Source organism: Sphingobacterium sp. UBA3549, assembly GCF_002376635.1.
In the GTDB taxonomy this organism is placed as follows: domain Bacteria; phylum Bacteroidota; class Bacteroidia; order Sphingobacteriales; family Sphingobacteriaceae; genus Sphingobacterium.
On the sequence record NZ_DFOE01000023.1, the window covers coordinates 1 to 19,042 of the forward strand.

15 protein-coding genes are annotated in these 19,042 nt (G+C 38.4%); 8 read left to right on the forward strand and 7 right to left on the reverse strand.

The window, feature by feature from the left end; translation table 11 throughout:
• Positions 1 to 115 precede the first annotated feature (115 nt).
• The 6 genes from B2W36_RS11845 to B2W36_RS11870 form a co-directional block, all read right to left on the reverse strand.
• Positions 116 to 1,366, reverse strand: coding sequence for a DUF4302 domain-containing protein (locus B2W36_RS11845; RefSeq protein ID WP_293887854.1), 1,251 nt, complete (start codon positions 1,364 to 1,366; stop codon positions 116 to 118).
• A gap of 28 nt (positions 1,367 to 1,394) precedes the next feature.
• Entirely contained in the window at positions 1,395 to 2,834 is a 1,440-nt protein-coding gene (locus tag B2W36_RS11850; RefSeq protein ID WP_293887855.1) for a substrate import-associated zinc metallohydrolase lipoprotein, read from the reverse strand.
• A 23-nt stretch (positions 2,835 to 2,857) separates the two neighbouring features.
• Positions 2,858 to 4,324, reverse strand: coding sequence for a RagB/SusD family nutrient uptake outer membrane protein (locus B2W36_RS11855; protein WP_293887856.1), 1,467 nt, complete (start codon positions 4,322 to 4,324; stop codon positions 2,858 to 2,860).
• A 14-nt stretch (positions 4,325 to 4,338) separates the two neighbouring features.
• Positions 4,339 to 7,920, reverse strand: coding sequence for a SusC/RagA family TonB-linked outer membrane protein (locus B2W36_RS11860; protein ID WP_293887857.1), 3,582 nt, complete (start codon positions 7,918 to 7,920; stop codon positions 4,339 to 4,341).
• A 228-nt stretch (positions 7,921 to 8,148) separates the two neighbouring features.
• Positions 8,149 to 9,288 (reverse strand): FecR family protein, encoded by a 1,140-nt coding sequence (locus tag B2W36_RS11865; protein ID WP_293887858.1) that lies wholly within the window; start codon positions 9,286 to 9,288, stop codon positions 8,149 to 8,151.
• 52 nt (positions 9,289 to 9,340) lie between these two features.
• On the reverse strand, positions 9,341 to 9,862 hold the full coding sequence (locus B2W36_RS11870) for an RNA polymerase sigma-70 factor (RefSeq protein ID WP_293887859.1): 522 nt from the start codon (positions 9,860 to 9,862) through the stop codon (positions 9,341 to 9,343).
• A 427-nt stretch (positions 9,863 to 10,289) separates the two neighbouring features.
• On the opposite strand from B2W36_RS11870, the gene B2W36_RS11875 reads away from it, so the two are divergent.
• From B2W36_RS11875 to mnhG, 7 genes are all read left to right on the forward strand, one after another.
• Positions 10,290 to 12,599 carry a putative monovalent cation/H+ antiporter subunit A gene (locus B2W36_RS11875; RefSeq protein WP_293887860.1) on the forward strand — a complete coding sequence of 770 codons (2,310 nt, stop codon included), beginning with the start codon at positions 10,290 to 10,292 and terminating at the stop codon, positions 12,597 to 12,599.
• 63 nt (positions 12,600 to 12,662) lie between these two features.
• A complete protein-coding gene (locus tag B2W36_RS11880; RefSeq protein ID WP_209580377.1) occupies positions 12,663 to 13,085 on the forward strand; it encodes a Na+/H+ antiporter subunit B in 423 nt (140 codons plus the stop codon).
• On the forward strand, positions 13,085 to 13,441 hold the full coding sequence (locus B2W36_RS11885; protein ID WP_209580376.1) for a Na+/H+ antiporter subunit C: 357 nt from the start codon (positions 13,085 to 13,087) through the stop codon (positions 13,439 to 13,441). Before B2W36_RS11880 ends, B2W36_RS11885 begins: the two co-directional genes overlap by 1 nt.
• A complete protein-coding gene (locus tag B2W36_RS11890) occupies positions 13,438 to 14,946 on the forward strand; it encodes a proton-conducting transporter membrane subunit (RefSeq protein ID WP_293887861.1) in 1,509 nt (502 codons plus the stop codon). Before B2W36_RS11885 ends, B2W36_RS11890 begins: the two co-directional genes overlap by 4 nt.
• Position 14,947: 1 nt before the next feature.
• Positions 14,948 to 15,424 (forward strand): Na+/H+ antiporter subunit E, encoded by a 477-nt coding sequence (locus tag B2W36_RS11895; protein ID WP_209580364.1) that lies wholly within the window; start codon positions 14,948 to 14,950, stop codon positions 15,422 to 15,424.
• Complete coding sequence (locus B2W36_RS11900) at positions 15,421 to 15,696, forward strand: monovalent cation/H+ antiporter complex subunit F (protein WP_209580362.1); 276 nt, start codon at positions 15,421 to 15,423, stop codon at positions 15,694 to 15,696. Before B2W36_RS11895 ends, B2W36_RS11900 begins: the two co-directional genes overlap by 4 nt.
• Positions 15,689 to 16,039: a monovalent cation/H(+) antiporter subunit G gene (mnhG, locus tag B2W36_RS11905; protein ID WP_209580360.1), complete on the forward strand. Its 351-nt coding sequence runs from the start codon at positions 15,689 to 15,691 to the stop codon at positions 16,037 to 16,039. The genes B2W36_RS11900 and mnhG overlap by 8 nt, the downstream gene beginning before the upstream one ends.
• A gap of 42 nt (positions 16,040 to 16,081) precedes the next feature.
• Here mnhG and B2W36_RS11910 read toward each other — a convergent pair whose 3' ends face one another.
• Complete coding sequence (locus B2W36_RS11910) at positions 16,082 to 17,173, reverse strand: lactonase family protein (RefSeq protein WP_293882746.1); 1,092 nt, start codon at positions 17,171 to 17,173, stop codon at positions 16,082 to 16,084.
• 477 nt (positions 17,174 to 17,650) lie between these two features.
• Here B2W36_RS11910 and B2W36_RS11915 point away from each other — a divergent pair, with 477 nt between their 5' ends.
• Positions 17,651 to 18,997, forward strand: a complete 1,347-nt coding sequence (locus tag B2W36_RS11915; RefSeq protein ID WP_209580356.1) for a peptidylprolyl isomerase — start codon at positions 17,651 to 17,653, stop codon at positions 18,995 to 18,997.
• Positions 18,998 to 19,042 lie beyond the last annotated feature (45 nt).

The following is a 19,042-nucleotide window of genomic DNA, read 5'->3' on the forward strand; positions in this document are numbered from 1 at the left end:
TTTCCAAGTCGACACGAAAAATTAGGCCAATAAAAAAATCTGCCCTTGTCGGACAGCCCCTTTTCATACTAAAATTTTCTTACACAGATTTCAAACTATTTTGAAAAATTATTGACTACTGTCCAAAGCTAATCCATTTTCGCGCATCTGATACAGTTACCAAATCATATTGTCCTAGCGCTGTTTCGATAACATATAATCCTTTTGGATCCGTAAAATCGAGTGCTGTTTGTAAAATTATATTTCTATAAGCTGCTGGAATGGTTCCCAAAGCTTCTACATACTGATACTTAATGAGCCCCGTTTGTAAGTCAATCGTACTAGCAATGGCAGTACCAAAATATAACGAATTGCCTTGAGCATATCCAAGCAAATCATAACCGGGACCATAATCCAACCAGGCAATTCTTCTGTTCATTCCTGTACCTAAGGACACACTATTGTCATTTAAATAATCTTCTTGACCATCTTTAACCCAAGCCGAAAAGGAAATTTGGCGATCAGATCTCCAAAAACGCGTTACTGCTGTCTTATCATAATTCATTGGCGTAATAGACTCAGTAATCTTCAGATTTAAAGCCCCAGAACTTGCCGACAAAAAGCCAGAAGGATCATACTTCACATTTGAAAGGCTTACAATGCTATCCGCACCAATCACTATTGGATTAAAAAATTTAACTTCATTTTTGACGACATAAAAATTACTTCCCACATTATCACCGGTCTCTGCAGAAATAAAATTGATACGTTTATTTCCTACATCAATCTTAGCTTCATAATTCTTCCCTCCGATTTCAGTACGTTTAAAATAGGTATGTATCTGAGACAGTTTATCCTGCATGGAACTCGTCTCGTTATAGGTTGATTCCAAATCATCTTTTGATTCTGCCCGAATCAAAATAAGTCTACTTTTATTGAAAGTACCCTCCAAGACAATTTTATCTTTGGTAGCTGAAATTACTGCAAACTCAAAATCTGCATCATAACCAGTACCAACCCCACCTCCTAAAACATTGGGATTGGGATCAGAAAGCTCATGTAATATCGAATAGGTATCGAACAACAAAGTCGGACGTTGCAATGCTTTAAGCCTATATGAGCTTTCTTCCTCATCGGAACCATATTCAGCAGTCATTACAACCCGATTTTTGTCATTAAATTTCATCGTAAAATCTACGGCTATATTAATATTAGTTAAAAGATAGGCTTTCCAACCATATTGAGCACTAGCAAGCGTAGCTTGATACTGAGCGAGACTATCCGCCAATCTGACGTCAACATCATCCAGAACTGGCGAAGTTTTATCTTTCTGACAGCTCGAGAAGGCGACAATAAATAATATATAAAATAATAAGTACTTTTTCATCTTGTTCTAATTTGCGTTTCTTCTTTCATTACAACGTTCCAAAAACATAAGACGTCGGATCATTTTTATTGACTAGCCCACCAAAGATTCCTTTTGACTGCGGAATGATATCATCTATCCATCGCATTGTAAAAGTCTGATTAGAAAAATAATTAACAATCGGCAAGACAGAAGCTTCTATTGCTCTTGCATTTGCATTCGTTGGCTGTGGATTCGTATAAGTCAATTTTAAATCTCCGTCTATCTTTGCAATTGTATAATTAAAATCAGCATTATAACCTGCGCCAACGGCAACCGTCGGATCCATAAAATTCACACGGAGGATCACTCTATTTGCAGTACTAAAAATTAAAGAAATATTATCGACATACAGCCCCATATTTGCCTGTAATGTAGCATTAGATGTATTGAATGCTGTTAAAAATTTAGCTGATAAACCCGACAATTTCTGAGGATTGACGGCAATCGTGCCATAAGTTTTTTGCGGTCCTAATACTTCGCTCAATGTTGGTGTTGGAGAATTAGCCTCTATAGCCTCTTGCGTTTTAATTTGAAGATCTGATAAGGTAATTCCCCATTCATTTTTCATATAGGTGGTTACGATCGCTTTCTTTTTTAAGAGCTTATTTCTCGCATCGGTGTTTTGCTCATAAATACCTTTACCATTTCGTTTAATATATTGCCCTTCATAAACAAATAAGTTATTGACGATATTATTATAATAAGCGTCTCCACCTTCAAGTAGTGTCGACAATGTTTCAACAAAATCATCATCTTTATTAGACCTTGCATAAGGTGTTACGAAACCTTTACCCCAAAAATCAGCTTCATACATAATTTTATCCAAAGCAGCCGTACTGCTATAAGCCCCCCTAAAGATATTGAACCAAGTTGCGGTATAGTCGGAAGGAGTTATTCTTTGATAGTCAGGCGTCACAGCAATATTTTGGTTCAGGACGTGTCCAAACTCATGATGCATTGTATGCAATATTTGTCGCACCGCAGGCTTGTTATCAGGGTCAAATGTATTTAGGTCCAGCAAAACAATTTTCCGTCCGGCTTCAGCTGTACCTAGCGTAATAGTACCGTTGCTATTATAGGAAGGACTTCCAGCTAGAAAAAACTGCTTTTGAGTGTATTTTTTCATGAAATTCTCCCCCTTAACCGCCACATAAGGATCAATCCAAGTTTTCTTAATAATATCCATCACTGGAATGACCAACCCCTCTTGCACTGGAATTACATTCTTATAAATCTCTGGTAATTCGGATCGATCCCATTTATATTTTACCTCAATATTATAGGGTGTGGTGAAGTTTTTACTTATCCAGTCATCGACTTCAGTTTTAGCCCAGGTATCTCCCCCTAAGCCAACTATATCCGACTTCAGTGTGTCTTTATCTCTACATCCGAAAATCATCGAAGACACAAGCAGCAGAAAAAATATATTTTTAAATTTCTTTTTCATAATTCTATTTTTAAAAGTTAACATTACCTAGGGTTGGCTTCAAGTCCGGCCGCAATGGCATCCTGAGGTATTTGTATCACCCTTCTTGGATCATCTGCACCCAATGTAATTTTAGTCTTGCCGTTCGCACTAACATGTTCAATCGGAATTTTCAACCGGATAATATCAAACCAGCGGAGGCCTTCATGCATAAATTCCATTCGTTTAAAAGTTAGGATAGACGATACTAAAGCATCTTTATCTGATGAATTCTGATAAAAATTTTTTGCTTTTTCTACAGAGAATTTGTCGGCCGTGGTTGAATAATCTATAATACGTTTTGAAAGGTACTTATCAAGATCACTGATTGTCTGTGCACTATTTCCAAGCATCGCATTTGCTTCTGCTCTGTTAAACAAAACTTCTTCAGCGGTAAGTAGTGGAACCATATTATAGGCATCACCGATAGTTGCATTAATGGATTCCTTTACAAAATGTTCCTTGAATTTGGGAATATTGTAAACCATCTCAGTTCCTCCAAAAATTTTAGTTGCCATCGCTAATTGTTTCCCACTAGGATTATTAGCTGGACTAAATATGCCCAATAAACTAGAACTCAAGCCGTAATTATAACCAGCATAGCTTCTTCCCCACGCGCTCTGAGATTCTTGGAGCAGAATATTAGCTGGCTCTATCGAATTGGTATAAATAGCTTGCAATTCATAATATCCCAATGAATTATAAGTTGTGTTCCAAGGACGTAAATCCTCTACTATCGTCGAGCCTGGGTATACAGCATCTGCATGTTCAACAACCTTTGCATAATTTTTTTTGAATAAGTAAAAACGAGTAGCAAAAGCATGAGCAGCCTGTGTCGTGAAATGGTATTTCGGAACGACATATTTATTGTTTCTAATCAATGGGAGACCTTCTGTCAGATCTTTTTCGATATTTTCATAAACACTGGCAACTGTACCACGCGTATAACTGCCTTCGACAACTTTTTGCGGAAGTGTCACATAAGGTATACCGAGATCCGTTTTAGCAGTCGCTGGATCGTATGCTTTCGCAAAGAATGTCACCAGCATAAAATGAGCATAAGCTCGTGCGACCAAGGCTTCGCCTCTGCTTGCAGCATATTCTTCCGTATTACCAGCTTTATCTATTGCCTCAAGTGCATAGTTTGCTGCTGCTATAGCTTTATAACAAGCATTCCAATAATATGGGGGAGTATCTATGCCATCTGGATCTACCTGATCCACGTAATTCCAAGCAGATGAATTAGGTAATTCTCGTGTCGTTCCACCTTTATCTCCAGCATTATCACTCATCGATTCTGCCATAGTAATATAATTACCATGCGGATATGCATTTGCTAATAATTCTGCTACCTTAACAGCATTATTTAGTTCAGTACGATCATCGGGCTGATGTTCCAGAAATTTATTACAACTAGTTGCAATAAATAAGCAAGACAACGCCATATATAGAATTAAGTTTCTTCTTTTCATTTTAACATTATTTATTAAAATCCAACTTTTAAAGACAAAGTGTATTGCTTAGGTATTGGTAATGCTACTCCTCCTGACGCAAAAAATTCAGGGTCTTGACCTTTCAATTTTTTATCTGAATAAATCAACCAAAAGTTATTTGCTGTTATACCAATTGAAGCGTGATTTGCTTTGATAGATTTAAGAAAATTAGATGGTAATGTGTAAGCAAATGCTAACTGTTTTAATCTAACAAATCCTCCATCCGCAACTCTCACCGTAGAATAATTATAAGTATTGTAGGGATACTGTCCACTAATCGTATTAGCAGCCTCAACATCTAAAATCGATGGAATATTTGTTATTGCTTCATCTCCAGACATTGTCCATCGGTCCTTAAATTCATTTGGCATCGCGTCTAAATCAGAATAGGAAGTACCAAATGATGGGTTTAACCTAATTTTATTACCAGCTGAGAATGTAAATAATGCATTTAATGTAAAACCTTTGTAACTAAACGAATTATAGAAACCTCCTGTTAATTTAGGATCAGTAGGCCCTTCATATTTCAGGTACTTCGTTTCGAGGCTCTGCATATAAACATTAATACCTTTCTCTCCTTTTTCGTTAATGAATTCAGGAATACCGGTATCATGATTTAATCCAGTAAATTCTACAGAGTATAATCCACGATATGGATAACCTTCTTGAGGTCCACCATCAGCAGTCACCAAATTAAAAATAGACTGCGGGCTTGATAACTTCGTTACTTTGTTTTTATTGTAACCAAAATTGAAATTGCTTCTCCAACTGAACGAATCGTTCTTGATAATTGGTCCGCTTAACGTTACCTCGATACCTTTTGAATTCATATCCGCATAATTGGCTGTAATCAAATATTGACCTCCGATACCCGAAGTACGCAAAGGACTAATCAAATCAAAACCATTTCGATTGTATAGATCAATGGTCAAGTTCAATTTACTCTTGAAGAAACTCATATCGAAACCTAGATTGGTTTCGTATTGTTTTTCCCAAGTGAGATCCTTATTTTCGATATACTGTATATTCATTACAGATTCAATTTCATCTAAATAAGGTCTTAAGGCACTTCCATTCCTAAGTACTAACGCTGAATTGGTTGCACTACCAAGACTAGCTGTTAGTCCATAAGTACCACGAATCGTTAATTTATTTAAGATATCCTGATTTTGCATGAATGCTTCTTCATCAACATTCCACGCTCCTGAAATATTCCACGTCGGTAACCATCTTGCTGTCTTCGAACTTCCTAATTGGTTCGATCCATCATAACGACCAGTAAAATTGATAGAATATTTTCCATCATAAGAATATGCCGCTCGTGTCATAAATGCCGAAAAGCGGTCGTACTTATGCCCCATTGAATAATAATTCAGATTGTTCAATGTAGCTTGTTTTATAATATTCGGGTCTATAAATGGTACTCCCCCCTTATCATATTGATACCCATAACCAATCATACTTCTGGCTTGGCGATCTGCTATGCGTAACTCTTGGAATGCATAAATATTTACAAGGTGTTTTTCATTAAAAGTATTATCATACTCAAATGAGTTTCTAACCATGTATGATTTTAAAAAATCATCACTGGTATTATAAAACCCTCCATAAGGAAGTACAACTACAGGTTGTAATTCAGGATGTGCTGGATCTCGGTAAAGGAAGCGGTTATTCTCCTGAACATAGGAATCGTAATCTGCCCTATAAGCATTTGCCATGTTCGAATTTTCCCTTACTTTATGTTCATTACCGCTTTTAACGTAGCGCATTGAAGCTAACACATCATATTTGAAATTTTTGGAAAACTTATAATTCGCCCCACCTTGAATTTTTAAATCCAACATACTCAGGTCCAAACTATTGTTATCCAATTCATCTAAAATATTAAAGTCAGCAAAGTTTCTCGTAAAACTTTCTCTATTCCCATTTTCATCGTAGGCCGTCATTGTTCGGCTCGTATTGAGGGCGTAGCTAAAAGGGTTAATATCAAAATCTCTAGAATACTTCCCTTCAACAGGATTACTCACTCTTCCTACTGTACCGGGAGCTTTTTGATTACGAATAGAACCCGTAGTAATAAAATTAAGCGTTAATTTTTCTGAAAGATTAAATAGAGCATTGATATTTGTTGTATAACGCTGTACTTTATTTCCAACGGCCCATCCATTATCGTTTAAATAACTTGTCGACATATACAACTGGGATTTATCAGTACCTGAAGAAACACTTACACCATGCTCCTGCATAAGTGAGTTTTTGAACAAGACATCAAACCAATCCGTATTAGCAAGCGCGTATCTACTTAAAAATTTGTTGCGAGCTTCAGGAGTATTTTCGAGGCCAAATTTCCCATTACTTTCATTATATGAATTGATCAAATGATACATTTTGGTATAAACACCACCGTTTTCAGCTCTTGATGCATTCGAGTGATTAAGCCAGCCTTTACGTGCCAGCTCCGAATAAACCGACATTTGATCCGAAGAGTTCATGATATTATAATCGTTATAAGTCGGTTTCAAAAATGTTGAAAAATTACCTGTATACGATATTAACGGTTTTCCTATTCTTCCTTTTTTTGTCGTAATTACGACTACCCCGTTCATCGCCCTGGCACCATATTGTGCTGTTGCGGCAGCATCTTTCAAGATATTGAAACTTTCAATGTCATCCGCATTAATTCCAGCCACAGAAGAACCAATCAGTGTATTGACATCACCAGAAGATAACTGTTCATTCGAGATATTTACAACATCTTCCAAAATAACGCCATCAACAACCCATAGCGGTTTATTATCGCCTGTAATTGAAGTTGCTCCACGGACACGTATTTTAGGTGCTGCACCAAAAGTTCCAGATACATTTTGTACAGATACCCCCGCTACTCGTCCTTCCAACATCCTACTAACATCAGTAATTCCGTCCTGTTTGATATCTGATCCTTTTATTGTGGTCGCGGCACCAGTAAATAGCTTTCTATTTAAATTTTGATAACCGGTAGAAACAACATCCACTACATCAAGCTGTCTTTCATCGGATTCCAATTCAATAGCAATACTACTGCGTCCTCCCACCGCTACTTCTTTCTGTGAATAGCCAATAAATCGTACAATCAAAACAGCATTGGCTGAAGCATTAATCTTGAAATGCCCAGATTCATCTGTTTGAGTTGATATGGAAGTCCCCTTAACTGAGACGGTGACTCCGCTCAAACCTTTTCCGTTTTGATCCTTAATAGTTCCAGAAACAACTTGTTGCAAAGTATTTATGGTCGAACGATTATCTACATCACCATTTACAGATATCGTATTCGCAATAATCTTATAATCGATATGATTATTGCGTAAAACAGAATTCAAGGCTTCTTCAACGGTTGCGTTCTTCAAATTTACACTGACACGTGCTTTAGAATCGATATTCTCCCCGTAAAATAGCTGCAGGTTGGACTGTTTGGAAATCGCGCTGAGCGCTTCTTCAATCCTTGCATTTTTCATTTTCAACGTAACTTTCTGCGCAATGCCGTTGGCTTGAACTCCGGTCACAAAGGCGAAAAGAAGGCAGGTACTAATTTTCATAATACGTAAAGGTTTACAAAACCGAGGGTCATGAGGTATCAGTCGCCACGTTTTGCCAAATGGTAAGTTATTCATACATTTACTCTTTGTGGTTAATAGGGTTTACTTAATTCGCATTTTTAATTTTTTAGGCCTTTTAATCATTCCGGAACGGGGATGCTGCAACATTCCTGTTCTTTTTTTGTATAAGGCTCGTAGGTTAGGTATCAATTTTTCACATAAGCACTTTTATTTATTTTCTATAATTAATTCTTTTCCACGAAGTTCAAACTTCAAATCACAAACATAGGTCAGCATTTCCAAAACTTGCGATAGCTTGACATCACGCTTAAAATTACCTGTGTACACTTTATTTAATGCGACATCTTGTTTAAATTTGACCTGGATGTCATACCATTTCGAAAGCGTGGAAGCGATCTCCACAATTGTCTCTTTCTTAAAATAAAACTGATTATTATGCCAAGAAAGATCATGCTCTAAATCTGCCGTTCCTTTATGAAGCTGGCCAGCAATAAGGTTAGCATATTCTCCAGGCTCCAGAATGATCACATCCCCCGAGTTACTTACTTGTACTCTTCCGGAAGACAAAGTCGTTCGAACATTATTACTATAAGCGTTGATATTGAAATGTGTACCTAACACCTTCACTTCATTCCCCTTGGATTCTACAAAAAATGGACGCTTGGCATCATGAGAAACTTCAAAATAAGCTTCACCCTCCAAAACGACACGACGTTCTTTATCGGAAAATTTTACAGGAAATTTAAGTTGAGAGTTTGCATTCACCCAGACTAGGGTACCATCTTCTAAAGATAGTTTGTAAAAATTCCCTTTGGGAACGACCAATGTATTAAATTGCAATAGTACGTCTTCTGCCGGAACGTCCATTCGAGCGATATTATCTGCAACGAATTTTGGATCTACAGTTTTGCGCGACTTCTCCAAAGGCATAATCGATCCATCAGCCAAAACCAATAGAGCCCCCGACTCGGCAGGTGAAATATCTGTTTTTACCAAACGAGCAGATGATGCTTGATCAGAAACTATTCCTTCCTCATGGAGGATATAAAAGAGCGACGTCGCCATCAATATTAAAATAACGGCTGCAGCACCAAAAAGAGGAATATAATTTTTCTTAATTCTCTTTGGGGTCCGCTGAATGTTACGCCAAGCAACGTCTTCATCCAAATCACCAAAAAAGGTAAGATCTCCCTCTATATTCTTTGCGTCCTGAAAGCTTTCAATTAAATCATCATTGCGCTTATCAGATTTTCGCCAATGTTCAATTGCCTCCCGTTCCGCTATGGTTTCGTGACCTCGAAGCAATTTATTAATGAGTCTGGCAATGTAATTGGTGTTGGTGTTCATATCTATAGGTTAGAAACCCTATAGATTCGTCGAGGGTGACAAGAAATTAAAATTATTTTAACAAAAAAATAATAAGGGGTAAAAACTCGGGATGCAGCCTCTCCAGCAAGATCTTCATCCCACGTTGTTTTTGGGTCTTAACTGTGTTTACACTAATTTGAAGTCGTTCTGTAATTTCAAGATTTGACAACCCCTCCAAATAGCCCATTCTAAAAATCTGTTGACAAGCGGAAGGCATTTGGGCAATAATTCGATAAACTTCATTGATTACTTCGGTATGAATAATGGAAAGCTCAACGGAATGCTCATCTTCCTCATTGAATTCAACCCGCGTCCAATACTTTTCCTTTACTTTTTCATGCCGTAAATGCTTTAGACAAGAAAATCGCACAGCAGTATACAAATAGTTTCGTACAAACGCTTCGGATTCATCCATACGCTGTTTTTCTCTGAAAAAGGTAACAAAGGCTTCCTGTACGAGATCTTCCGCAACAGAAGACTCTCCCACAAATTTCCATGCAAAATGACACAAACTTTTATAATGCTGTCTAAATAACTTTTCTTCAGGTCCCATACGATAAAGCGAAAGTGGGTGTAATAAAAAAATTGATCAGTTACTATTAACGGAGTCCGATAAACTAGTCTAGCATAAAGATAGAGATTTAATCTTATTTTAACAATTCTTAACATATTTATTACCTATTTTGCAAAAATCATAAAGATAAATACAATGAAAAAAGGAGTTAACTCACCTATGATGTTTATCTCGTCTCTCATTTTCATCATTGATAAAATCCCCTTATAGACAAAGTCATTCTTATATTTTTTACGTTCATTCGATACAAAACACATAAAAATCTCGGTTTTTCCGAGTTTTTTTACTATATTGGAAACTTTCAAAAAACCTTCATCGCCCTATTAGCGTTGACTAAGATGAAATATCGAAGGTTCTAATTGACAAGTAAAACAAACACTTCAATAAAAATTAAAACAAAGACTAAATGCTATTTACTGTTCTGTCAGGATTAATAACATCGAGCCTTATTGTTCCATTTGGTCGTTTCCTAAAAACCAAATGGGGTTTTATTCTCGCATTCTTACCGGTACTTCTATTTCTATATTTTGCTCAATATATTGTACCTATTGGTCGAGGCTCCTATTTTGTACAGTCAACCTCGTGGGTGCCCTCTCTAGGTATCAATCTGGATTTTAAACTGGATGGGCTATCCCTACTTTTCGCCTTATTGATTACCGGTATCGGAGCCTGTATTTTCTTCTACGCGAATGCCTATCTTAAAGGGCATCGGTATATCGATCGATTCTTTGGCTATCTCTGCTTATTTATGTCAGCGATGCTGGGGCTTGTCCTATCGGACAATATGTTATTATTATTTATCTTTTGGGAATTGACTTCAATCAGCTCATTTTTTCTCATTGGATTTAACAATGACAACAACGATTCACGCAAAAGCGCATTGACCGCTCTTTCCATCACGGGTCTAGGTGGCTTCTTTCTACTGGCAGGTTTCATTTTACTGGGTAATATCGCAGGTACTTATCATATTACAGCACTGCTCGACAAAGTATCACTCATTCAACAACATCCACTCTTCCCCTTGGTATTTGGCTTGGTAGCACTTGGAGCAATTACAAAATCTGCACAGTTCCCTTTCCATTTTTGGTTACCTGGTGCCATGAAAGCGCCAACGCCAGTCTCGGCCTACCTCCATTCTGCAACCATGGTCAAAGCAGGTATTTATCTTTTGGCCCGCTTTTCGCCGATTCTTGGAGGGAACCCCATCTGGATGTACTCCCTGATGGCCATTGGTGGCTTTACCATGCTTTACACCGCCTTTCATTCGCTGTTCAGAACAGACTTAAAAGGCGTTTTGGCCTATTCAACGATATCCGCACTAGGAATTTTGGTTTTTTTATTGGGTCTTGGTACAAAGGACGCCATTATTGCAGCATGTGTCTTTATACTTGTACATGCCTTATATAAAGCCGCTTTATTCCTTATTACGGGAATTATAGATCATGAAACCGGGACAAGGGATCTGACGGTTTTACGGGGACTGCGTAAGGTTTTGATGCCTGTCGCTATCGCCGGTTTTCTTGCTGCACTTTCCAGTGCTGGTATTCCGCTTACTTTTGGATTTATTGGAAAAGATCTGATCTATGAGGCAACACTACACGCAGCACCGGATTTATTTCTCTATTTGACAGCGGCTGCGGTCGCAACAAATATATTATTGGTCTCCGCTGGATTTATGGCCGGTATCAAACCTTTTATGGGGAAGTTGCCCGAACAATTTAGTAAAATCCATCTGCCTTACAGAGCCATGTGGATCCCACCATTACTTTTAGCCGTTCTTGGTGTTATTTTTGGCTGTATTCCGGGACTTATTGGTGAATGGATTGCAGGCCCAACCGCGGTAAGTATACTTGCCAAAACGGAAGTTTTTCAGCTAAAGATCTGGCATGGCTTTAATTTAATCCTGCTCCTAAGTGCAATTACAATTGTTGCCGGCACGCTACTCTATTTCGCAAACAGACCAAGTAATAACAAATTGAGCTGGATCGCGAAATTCAATAAGATTTCTCCGGAATATATGATCAACTTGTGTGCACAGGAAATTGTATTGTTCTCCGCTTTCTTCACAAACAAAATGCACAACGGCTACTTGCGTTCATATTTATTAAAAATTATCTTATTTGCGGAAGTATTGATCGCCTACCAGCTATATCTCGGGGGGCCACTCCATATCAAATGGGAAACGCTATCGCCGGTAAGCTTCTACGAAGTAACCACGGTCTGTATTTTGATCGGTGCTATTGTATTGACCATACGAACCACATCCCGGTTGACAGCAGTCGTGGCCACTAGTGTCGTAGGCTATGCCATATGTCTTATTTTCGTATTTTACAGTGCTCCAGATTTAGCGATGACCCAGTTTACCATAGACACCCTCACGGTAGTACTCTTTGTCTTGGTACTGTTTAAACTCCCTTCCTTCCTGAATCTGGCAAACAGACGCACCGTCATTCGTGACGCCATAGTCGCTGTAATTTTTGGCGTTTTGCTGTCCATGGTAGCACTCCGTGTCCTGCATGAACCAACAACGACTAATATCAGTGATTTCTACGGCGACTATGCTTATGTGCTTGCTAAGGGTAAAAATGTAGTCAATGTACTTCTTGTGGATTTCAGAGGCTTTGACACCATGTTTGAGATTGTCGTGTTGAGTATTGCTGCATTGGGAGTATACAGCTTATTAAAATTACGTTTAAAACCTTCGGATAAAGAATAATGATGTTTAACAGCTATGAGGCCGTAAACGGACATAGCATGATGCATAGCTAAATAGTAACAAATGAACAGTACAATATTACAGACCGCTACGCGATATCTATTACCGATACTCTTACTTTTCTCGGTATTCCTGCTATTAAGAGGGCACTATTACCCTGGGGGCGGATTCGTGGGGGGCTTGGTTGCTTCTATTGCCTTTGTTTTGCATAGTTTTGCCTTTGGCCCACAAAACACCATGAAATTGATTCAATATAAACCCTTATCCCTCATCCCCATAGGACTGGGAGTTTCGGCGATAAGCATGTTCCTGCCTGTTTTCTTTGGCTATCCCGTGATGACGGGACTGTGGCTTGAGGAAAAAATTCCAGTCATCGGAATGATCGGAACAGCCTTGTTTTTTGACCTTGGTGTATATTTTGTTGTTATTGGCGTCGTGCTTACAATTTTATTTACAATTGCGTTAACTACTGAAGAAGAAGAATAATGGAACTGATTCTTGTCTTATTAATAGGCATTTTATATGCCGCTGGGATATACCTTATCCTCCGCCGAAGCATGGTAAAACTGTTGTTGGGTATTATGTTACTGGGCAATGGCACCAATATACTGATCTTCTTATTGGGCAATATTATTAAAGGAAAACCGCCTATTATTGCACCAGATCTGAAAGTATTCACCGATATTTATGCGGATCCGATTCCGCAAGCTCTTATTTTAACAGCCATCGTGATTAGCTTTGGCCTAACCTCCTTTGCCATCGTTCTGCTCAAGCGTGTCTATGCATTGCTGGGTACAGACGATTTGGATGATTTGAACACCCCTGAGGAAGAAGATATATGATAGACAACCACATTATTGCCACGATCATCGTGCACTTATTTATTGCTATTGTCCAACTGATGTTTTGGCGCAAATCTACTGCACAACGTTTCCTGAGTGTTGGTGGAAGCTTGCTCGTTCTTATTCTTGCTTTTAAATTATTCTTCAAGGTCTACGAAGGTGGTATTTTAACCATGAATGCGGCCAATTGGAAAGCTCCCTTTGGAATTGTCTTTGTTGCGGATCTATTCAGTAGCACCCTTGTCCTTCTCACATCAATTGCAGGTCTTGCTGTCTCCATCTTCTCCTGTGTCGGCGTGGGCCGCCAGCGTATTCTCTACGGATATTTCCCTATCTTCCACTTTTTAATGATGGGACTGAATGGAGCCTTTCTCACTGGTGATATCTTCAACTTGTATGTATGGTTTGAAGTCATTATCATTTCTTCCTTCGTACTCATGACATTGGGTGGGAGAAAATCCCAACTGGAAGGGGCTGTAAAATACATGGCCATGAATATCTTGGCGTCCACATTTTTCTTAACAGGGATAGGCATACTTTATGGTATTTCAGGATCATTGAATATGGCCGACTTAGCTCTGCGTATCCCAAAGATACAGAACCAAGCGTTAGTAGAAATCACAGCGACATTTTTTCTGATCGGTTTTGGTATTAAATCTGCCGTATTTCCACTTTACTTCTGGCTACCATCATCTTATCATACCCCGCCCTCGGCAGTAGCGGCGACTTTCGGCGGCCTATTGACAAAAGTAGGTATCTACGCATTATTCAGAGTGTTTTCTTTGCTATTTATTCCCAATCATTTTACCAAAGAACTACTGATCGCACTAGCCATATTGACAATTTTGACCGGTGCCTTTGGTGCATTGATCAAAACCAATATCAGAAGGTTGTTTTCCTATTTAATCGTTTGCCATATCGGCTTTATGATTGGCGGGCTGGGCCTATACAGTAAATGGGCCTTACTAGGAGCAATATTCTATCTCATCCACGATATCATGGTTAAAACCAATTTATTTCTAATTGCTGGTGTTGTACGTCAACTCCGCGGTACCATGGATATGAATAAATTGGGTGGACTGTATGCCCAATACCCTAAAATTTCTTTACTTTTTGCCCTTGTTCTTTTTTCTCTTGTCGGCATACCGCCCCTATCGGGTTTCTGGCCCAAAATCTATTTATTCCGGGACGCGTTCCAGCTCGAAAAGTATGCCTTTGCAGGAGCCCTGATCATCGGTAGTTTTATCACTTTGTTTGTCATCGCGAAAATGTGGGCACAGGTATTCTGGAAAGATGCACCTGACCCAGAAATAGTTGAAGATAAATTTGCAGATATGGTTGGGTATAAAAAAACAATGCTCATACTCCCGGTTATTATTTTGGCATCTGCGTCGCTGTATATCGGGCTCAACGCCGAGGCTATCATTCATGTGGCGGATCAGATTGCTACACAATTATTGGACACATCACCTTACATAAACGCTGTACTAGGAGGGCAGAAATAATATGATAAAGCAGTTTTTAATGAACCTCATGTTATCCTTTATCTGGGTTGCACTGACGGGATCAATGTATTACTCGAACTTTCTATTCGGTTTTATGCTCGGATTTGGCATACTCTGGTTGATGAACAGAAATGAAGCCGATCAGCGCTACTTCTATCGGGTACCTAAAACATTGAGTTTTATTCTTTTTTTCCTTTGGGAAATGATCGTTGCTAATATTCAGGTTGCCTATGATGTCATCACGCCGAAATTTTTCATCAAACCGGCCATTGTGAAATATCCTATGGATGCAAAAACAGATTTAGAAATCAACCTACTTTCAACTTTTATTTCGTTAACACCAGGCACACTTATACTCGATGTAAGTGAAGATAAAAAGACGATCTTTATACATGTGATGTACATGAAGAACAGGGAACAGTTTGTCTCTACCCTTAAAAATAATGTTGAACGAAGACTTTTAGAACTCTTAAGATGACTTTAAACAGCTATTTTGACTATGTAATCCTTCCAATCTTGACTATTTCAGTCATATTGGCTTTTATTCGCCTGTATAAAGGACCTCAGATATTTGATCGTGTTATTGCCTTAGATCTTATTATTACCATTGGAATCGGTATCATTACCGTCTATAGTATACGAACTTCGCAGGAAGTATTTTTAGATATTGCCATGATATTAGCACTTATCGCATTTCTTGGCACAATCGCATTTTCATTTTATTTAGAAAAACAAAGCAAAGATGAATGATATTACTTTAGCCATACTCAGCACCATAGGGGCACTGGCCATATTGTTTGCATCTATTGGCATCTTGCGGATGCCGGATTTTTATTTACGTCTTTCGGTAACCGTCAAGGCAGCAACACTCGGTGTTGGGCTATTGCTCATTTGTGCTGCTGTCACTTTCCCGGATGTATCCGTAACGACAAAGGCCATAGCTATTGGTTTCTTTCTGATTCTAACGGCGCCAGTTGCAGCACACATGATTGGCAGAGCCGCATACATACAACGCGTAAAAACATGGAAGGGAACCACCTTAAATGATCTGGAAAAAGAGGGAAAATTAGATTGCAGAAAAGAAGATTTCTAAGAAAAGTCCATTGAGCCTTTCTTAAAAATCTTCTTACCTTGATTAAAATAGAATACAAACAGGAGCAGGCACAGAAATTTCTTTCCCGGTATCTGTTAACAAACCAGTTTTCGTATCCCGGCTAAACAAAACAATGTTGTTCGTGTATTGATTGGCAACTAAAAGATATTTACCATCTGGAGAAAGATTGAAATTGCGCGGTCCCTTACCTTTTACCGAATTATTGGCTATTTTCTTTAATTCTCCATCTTTCTCTACCGAAAAAGTAGCTATCGTATTGGCATCGCCCCGATTGGTTGCATACAAAAATTTGCCATCAGCAGACATCTTGATATCTGCCCCACCGTTACTTCCTTTAAAACCTTCCGGATTGATATCAAATGTACTTTGATACATCCAGGCATTGCCATCTTTCTTATAAAAGGCAATTTGACCCGTCATTTCCAATACAACATACAAGAATTTCTCTTTCTTATCAAAAACGATATGTCGCGGACCGCCCCCAGCAGGAGTAAAGATATCTTCCGATTCCTCAGCGAGACTATAGGTATTTCCAGTTTTATTGACTGAATAAATTGAGACCTCGTCCAGACCAAGATCTTGGATATACAACTTATCGCCCTTTTTAGAGAAAAAAGTAGAATGTACATGTGGTTTTTCTTGCCGAACTGGATCAACGCCCTTACCTTCATGTTGTATCAGTCGCGCTCTTTTACTCAAGACACCATTACTTTCTAGATCAAATAGAGCCGCAGATCCGCCTGTATAGTTTGCTACGGCCAGCAGGCTTCCGTTAGGATGGACCTCGACAAAACAAGGCGCCCCTCCACCTGAAGGGAGGGAGTTTAGAAATGTTAAATGCCCGTCTTTAAAAGAATAAGCAGAAACCGTACCTTCTTGATTCGGAACCTCATTAACAGCATAGATAAAGTTGTTACTCCGGGCGAGAAATGAAGGGTCTTTACTCTCCTGTGTACTCAACAACGTTGCATTACCAGTTTTGACATCAAAATTATAGACATAAATACCTTTGCTTTCAGTTTTGCTAGTGTAAGTACCGACAAACATAGGAGTCTGTTGTGCAAAACTAGCGAAAGGTAAAATTGTCATTAAGTAAATAAATGCTTTTTTCATCGAAATTATTTTATAAATTGATACCCATGTATTTAATGAGATCGTTGCTACGGGTTTGTGTATACACTATTTGCGACCTCGATTAAATTTATGTATTCATTTTTCGGTGCTTAAATTCAAAAACCCGCAACCATTTTATCGGCACAAATATCGTCAATAGACTTGTTAAATTTGGTTAAAACCGCCCTTTCTAATAGGCAAATGCGTATTTTAGCGCATCAATTTTAACAATTCCAAAATTACCCATTTAAAATATGGGGAGTGCAAAAATATTGTTAAATAAAAGTACGAATAATTCATATAATCTGATAATTTTGTGCTGTTGTTCAAAAAAGTATATATTGAATATAATTAGCTTACATATCTGCAAAGGCCTAAGCCTTTAATAATGAATAAATCATGAACAAATGACCGAGTGAAAAGAGCCCATTTAAACAAATGGTGGACACTCATAAATATCATAAATAATTTATACGAATGAAAAAAAACATTTATATATTGTTTTTATTGCTTTTAGCTTCAATTCAGGCTAGTTTAGCGCAACGTCAGGTGATTGACCGTGTTGTCGCAACAGTTGGATCGGGCATTATCTTACAGTCCGACGTGGATATGCAATATTCGCAATGGTTAGCGCAAGGAAACAAACCTAATGAAAACTTTAAATGCGGTGTACTTGAGCAATTAATCATTCAGAAACTGCTTTCCCAACAGGCCGTAATTGACTCTATTGATGTAACAGAAACCGAAGTTGACGACAACCTTAACTCCCGTTTACGCCATATGTCACAACAGGCTGGAGGTCAAGAACGTCTTGAGAAATTTCTCAACCGCTCGTTATTACAATACAAGGAAGAAATGCGTGCAAGTGTTTTTGAGCAGTTGAAAGCGAACAAAATGCAGCAAAACATTGTTCAAAAAGTTGACGTAACACCATTGGAAGTAAAACGTTATTTTGAAGGCCTGAATCAAGATAGCCTCCCTTATTTCAATACTGAAGTCGAAATTGGTGAAATTGTCATGATGCCGAAGTTGACAGATGAGGAAAAAAAAGAACAACGAGACAAAATTGAAGGTATCCGAAAACAGATTGTAGAGGGCTCTGATTTTGGTACAATGGCTCGTATATATTCCCAAGACCCAGGATCAGCACCCTACGGTGGAGATTTGGGTTTCGGTACACGCGACAACTACGTCAAGGAATACTCTGCAATGGCATTTAAATTAAAACCTGGAGAAATATCGCCCATTGTAGAATCTAAATATGGATTCCATATTATTCAGGTACTCGAAAGACGTGGCGAAGAGGTTCACACACGCCATATTCTAATGAAGATTAATCCTGGTGCCGCAGCGTTAGAACGGACTAAAAATAAACTGGACAGTATCTATAAATTAGTCGTTGACAAAAAAATGGATTTCTATCACGCTGCCACAAATTATTCGGATGCAGAGGAAAGTAAATTCAATGGTGGTATGATCCTTAATCAAGAAGGATCAAGCCGCACTACAGTAATTCCTATGGATGGCTTGGAAAAATCAGTATTTACAGCAATCGATCAGCTAAAACCGGGAGAATACTCCAAACCAGCGCAATTTACAGACAAAATGGGCGATGTTGGCTATCGCTTCAACTATTTAAAAACACGTATCCCTCCACACAAAGCTAATTTGGACGAGGATTTTACCAAAATTAAAGAGGCGGCCAGACAAGATAAAATCAATCGCAATCTGAGCAAATGGTTTGACGATAAATCCAAAACAACATTTATTGATATCAGTGACGAATTTGGTTCATGTGATGAATTGAAAAAATGGAGAAAATAATAAGCTTAAAACACTTATCACCTAAAAAGAGGCTGTCTCAAAATG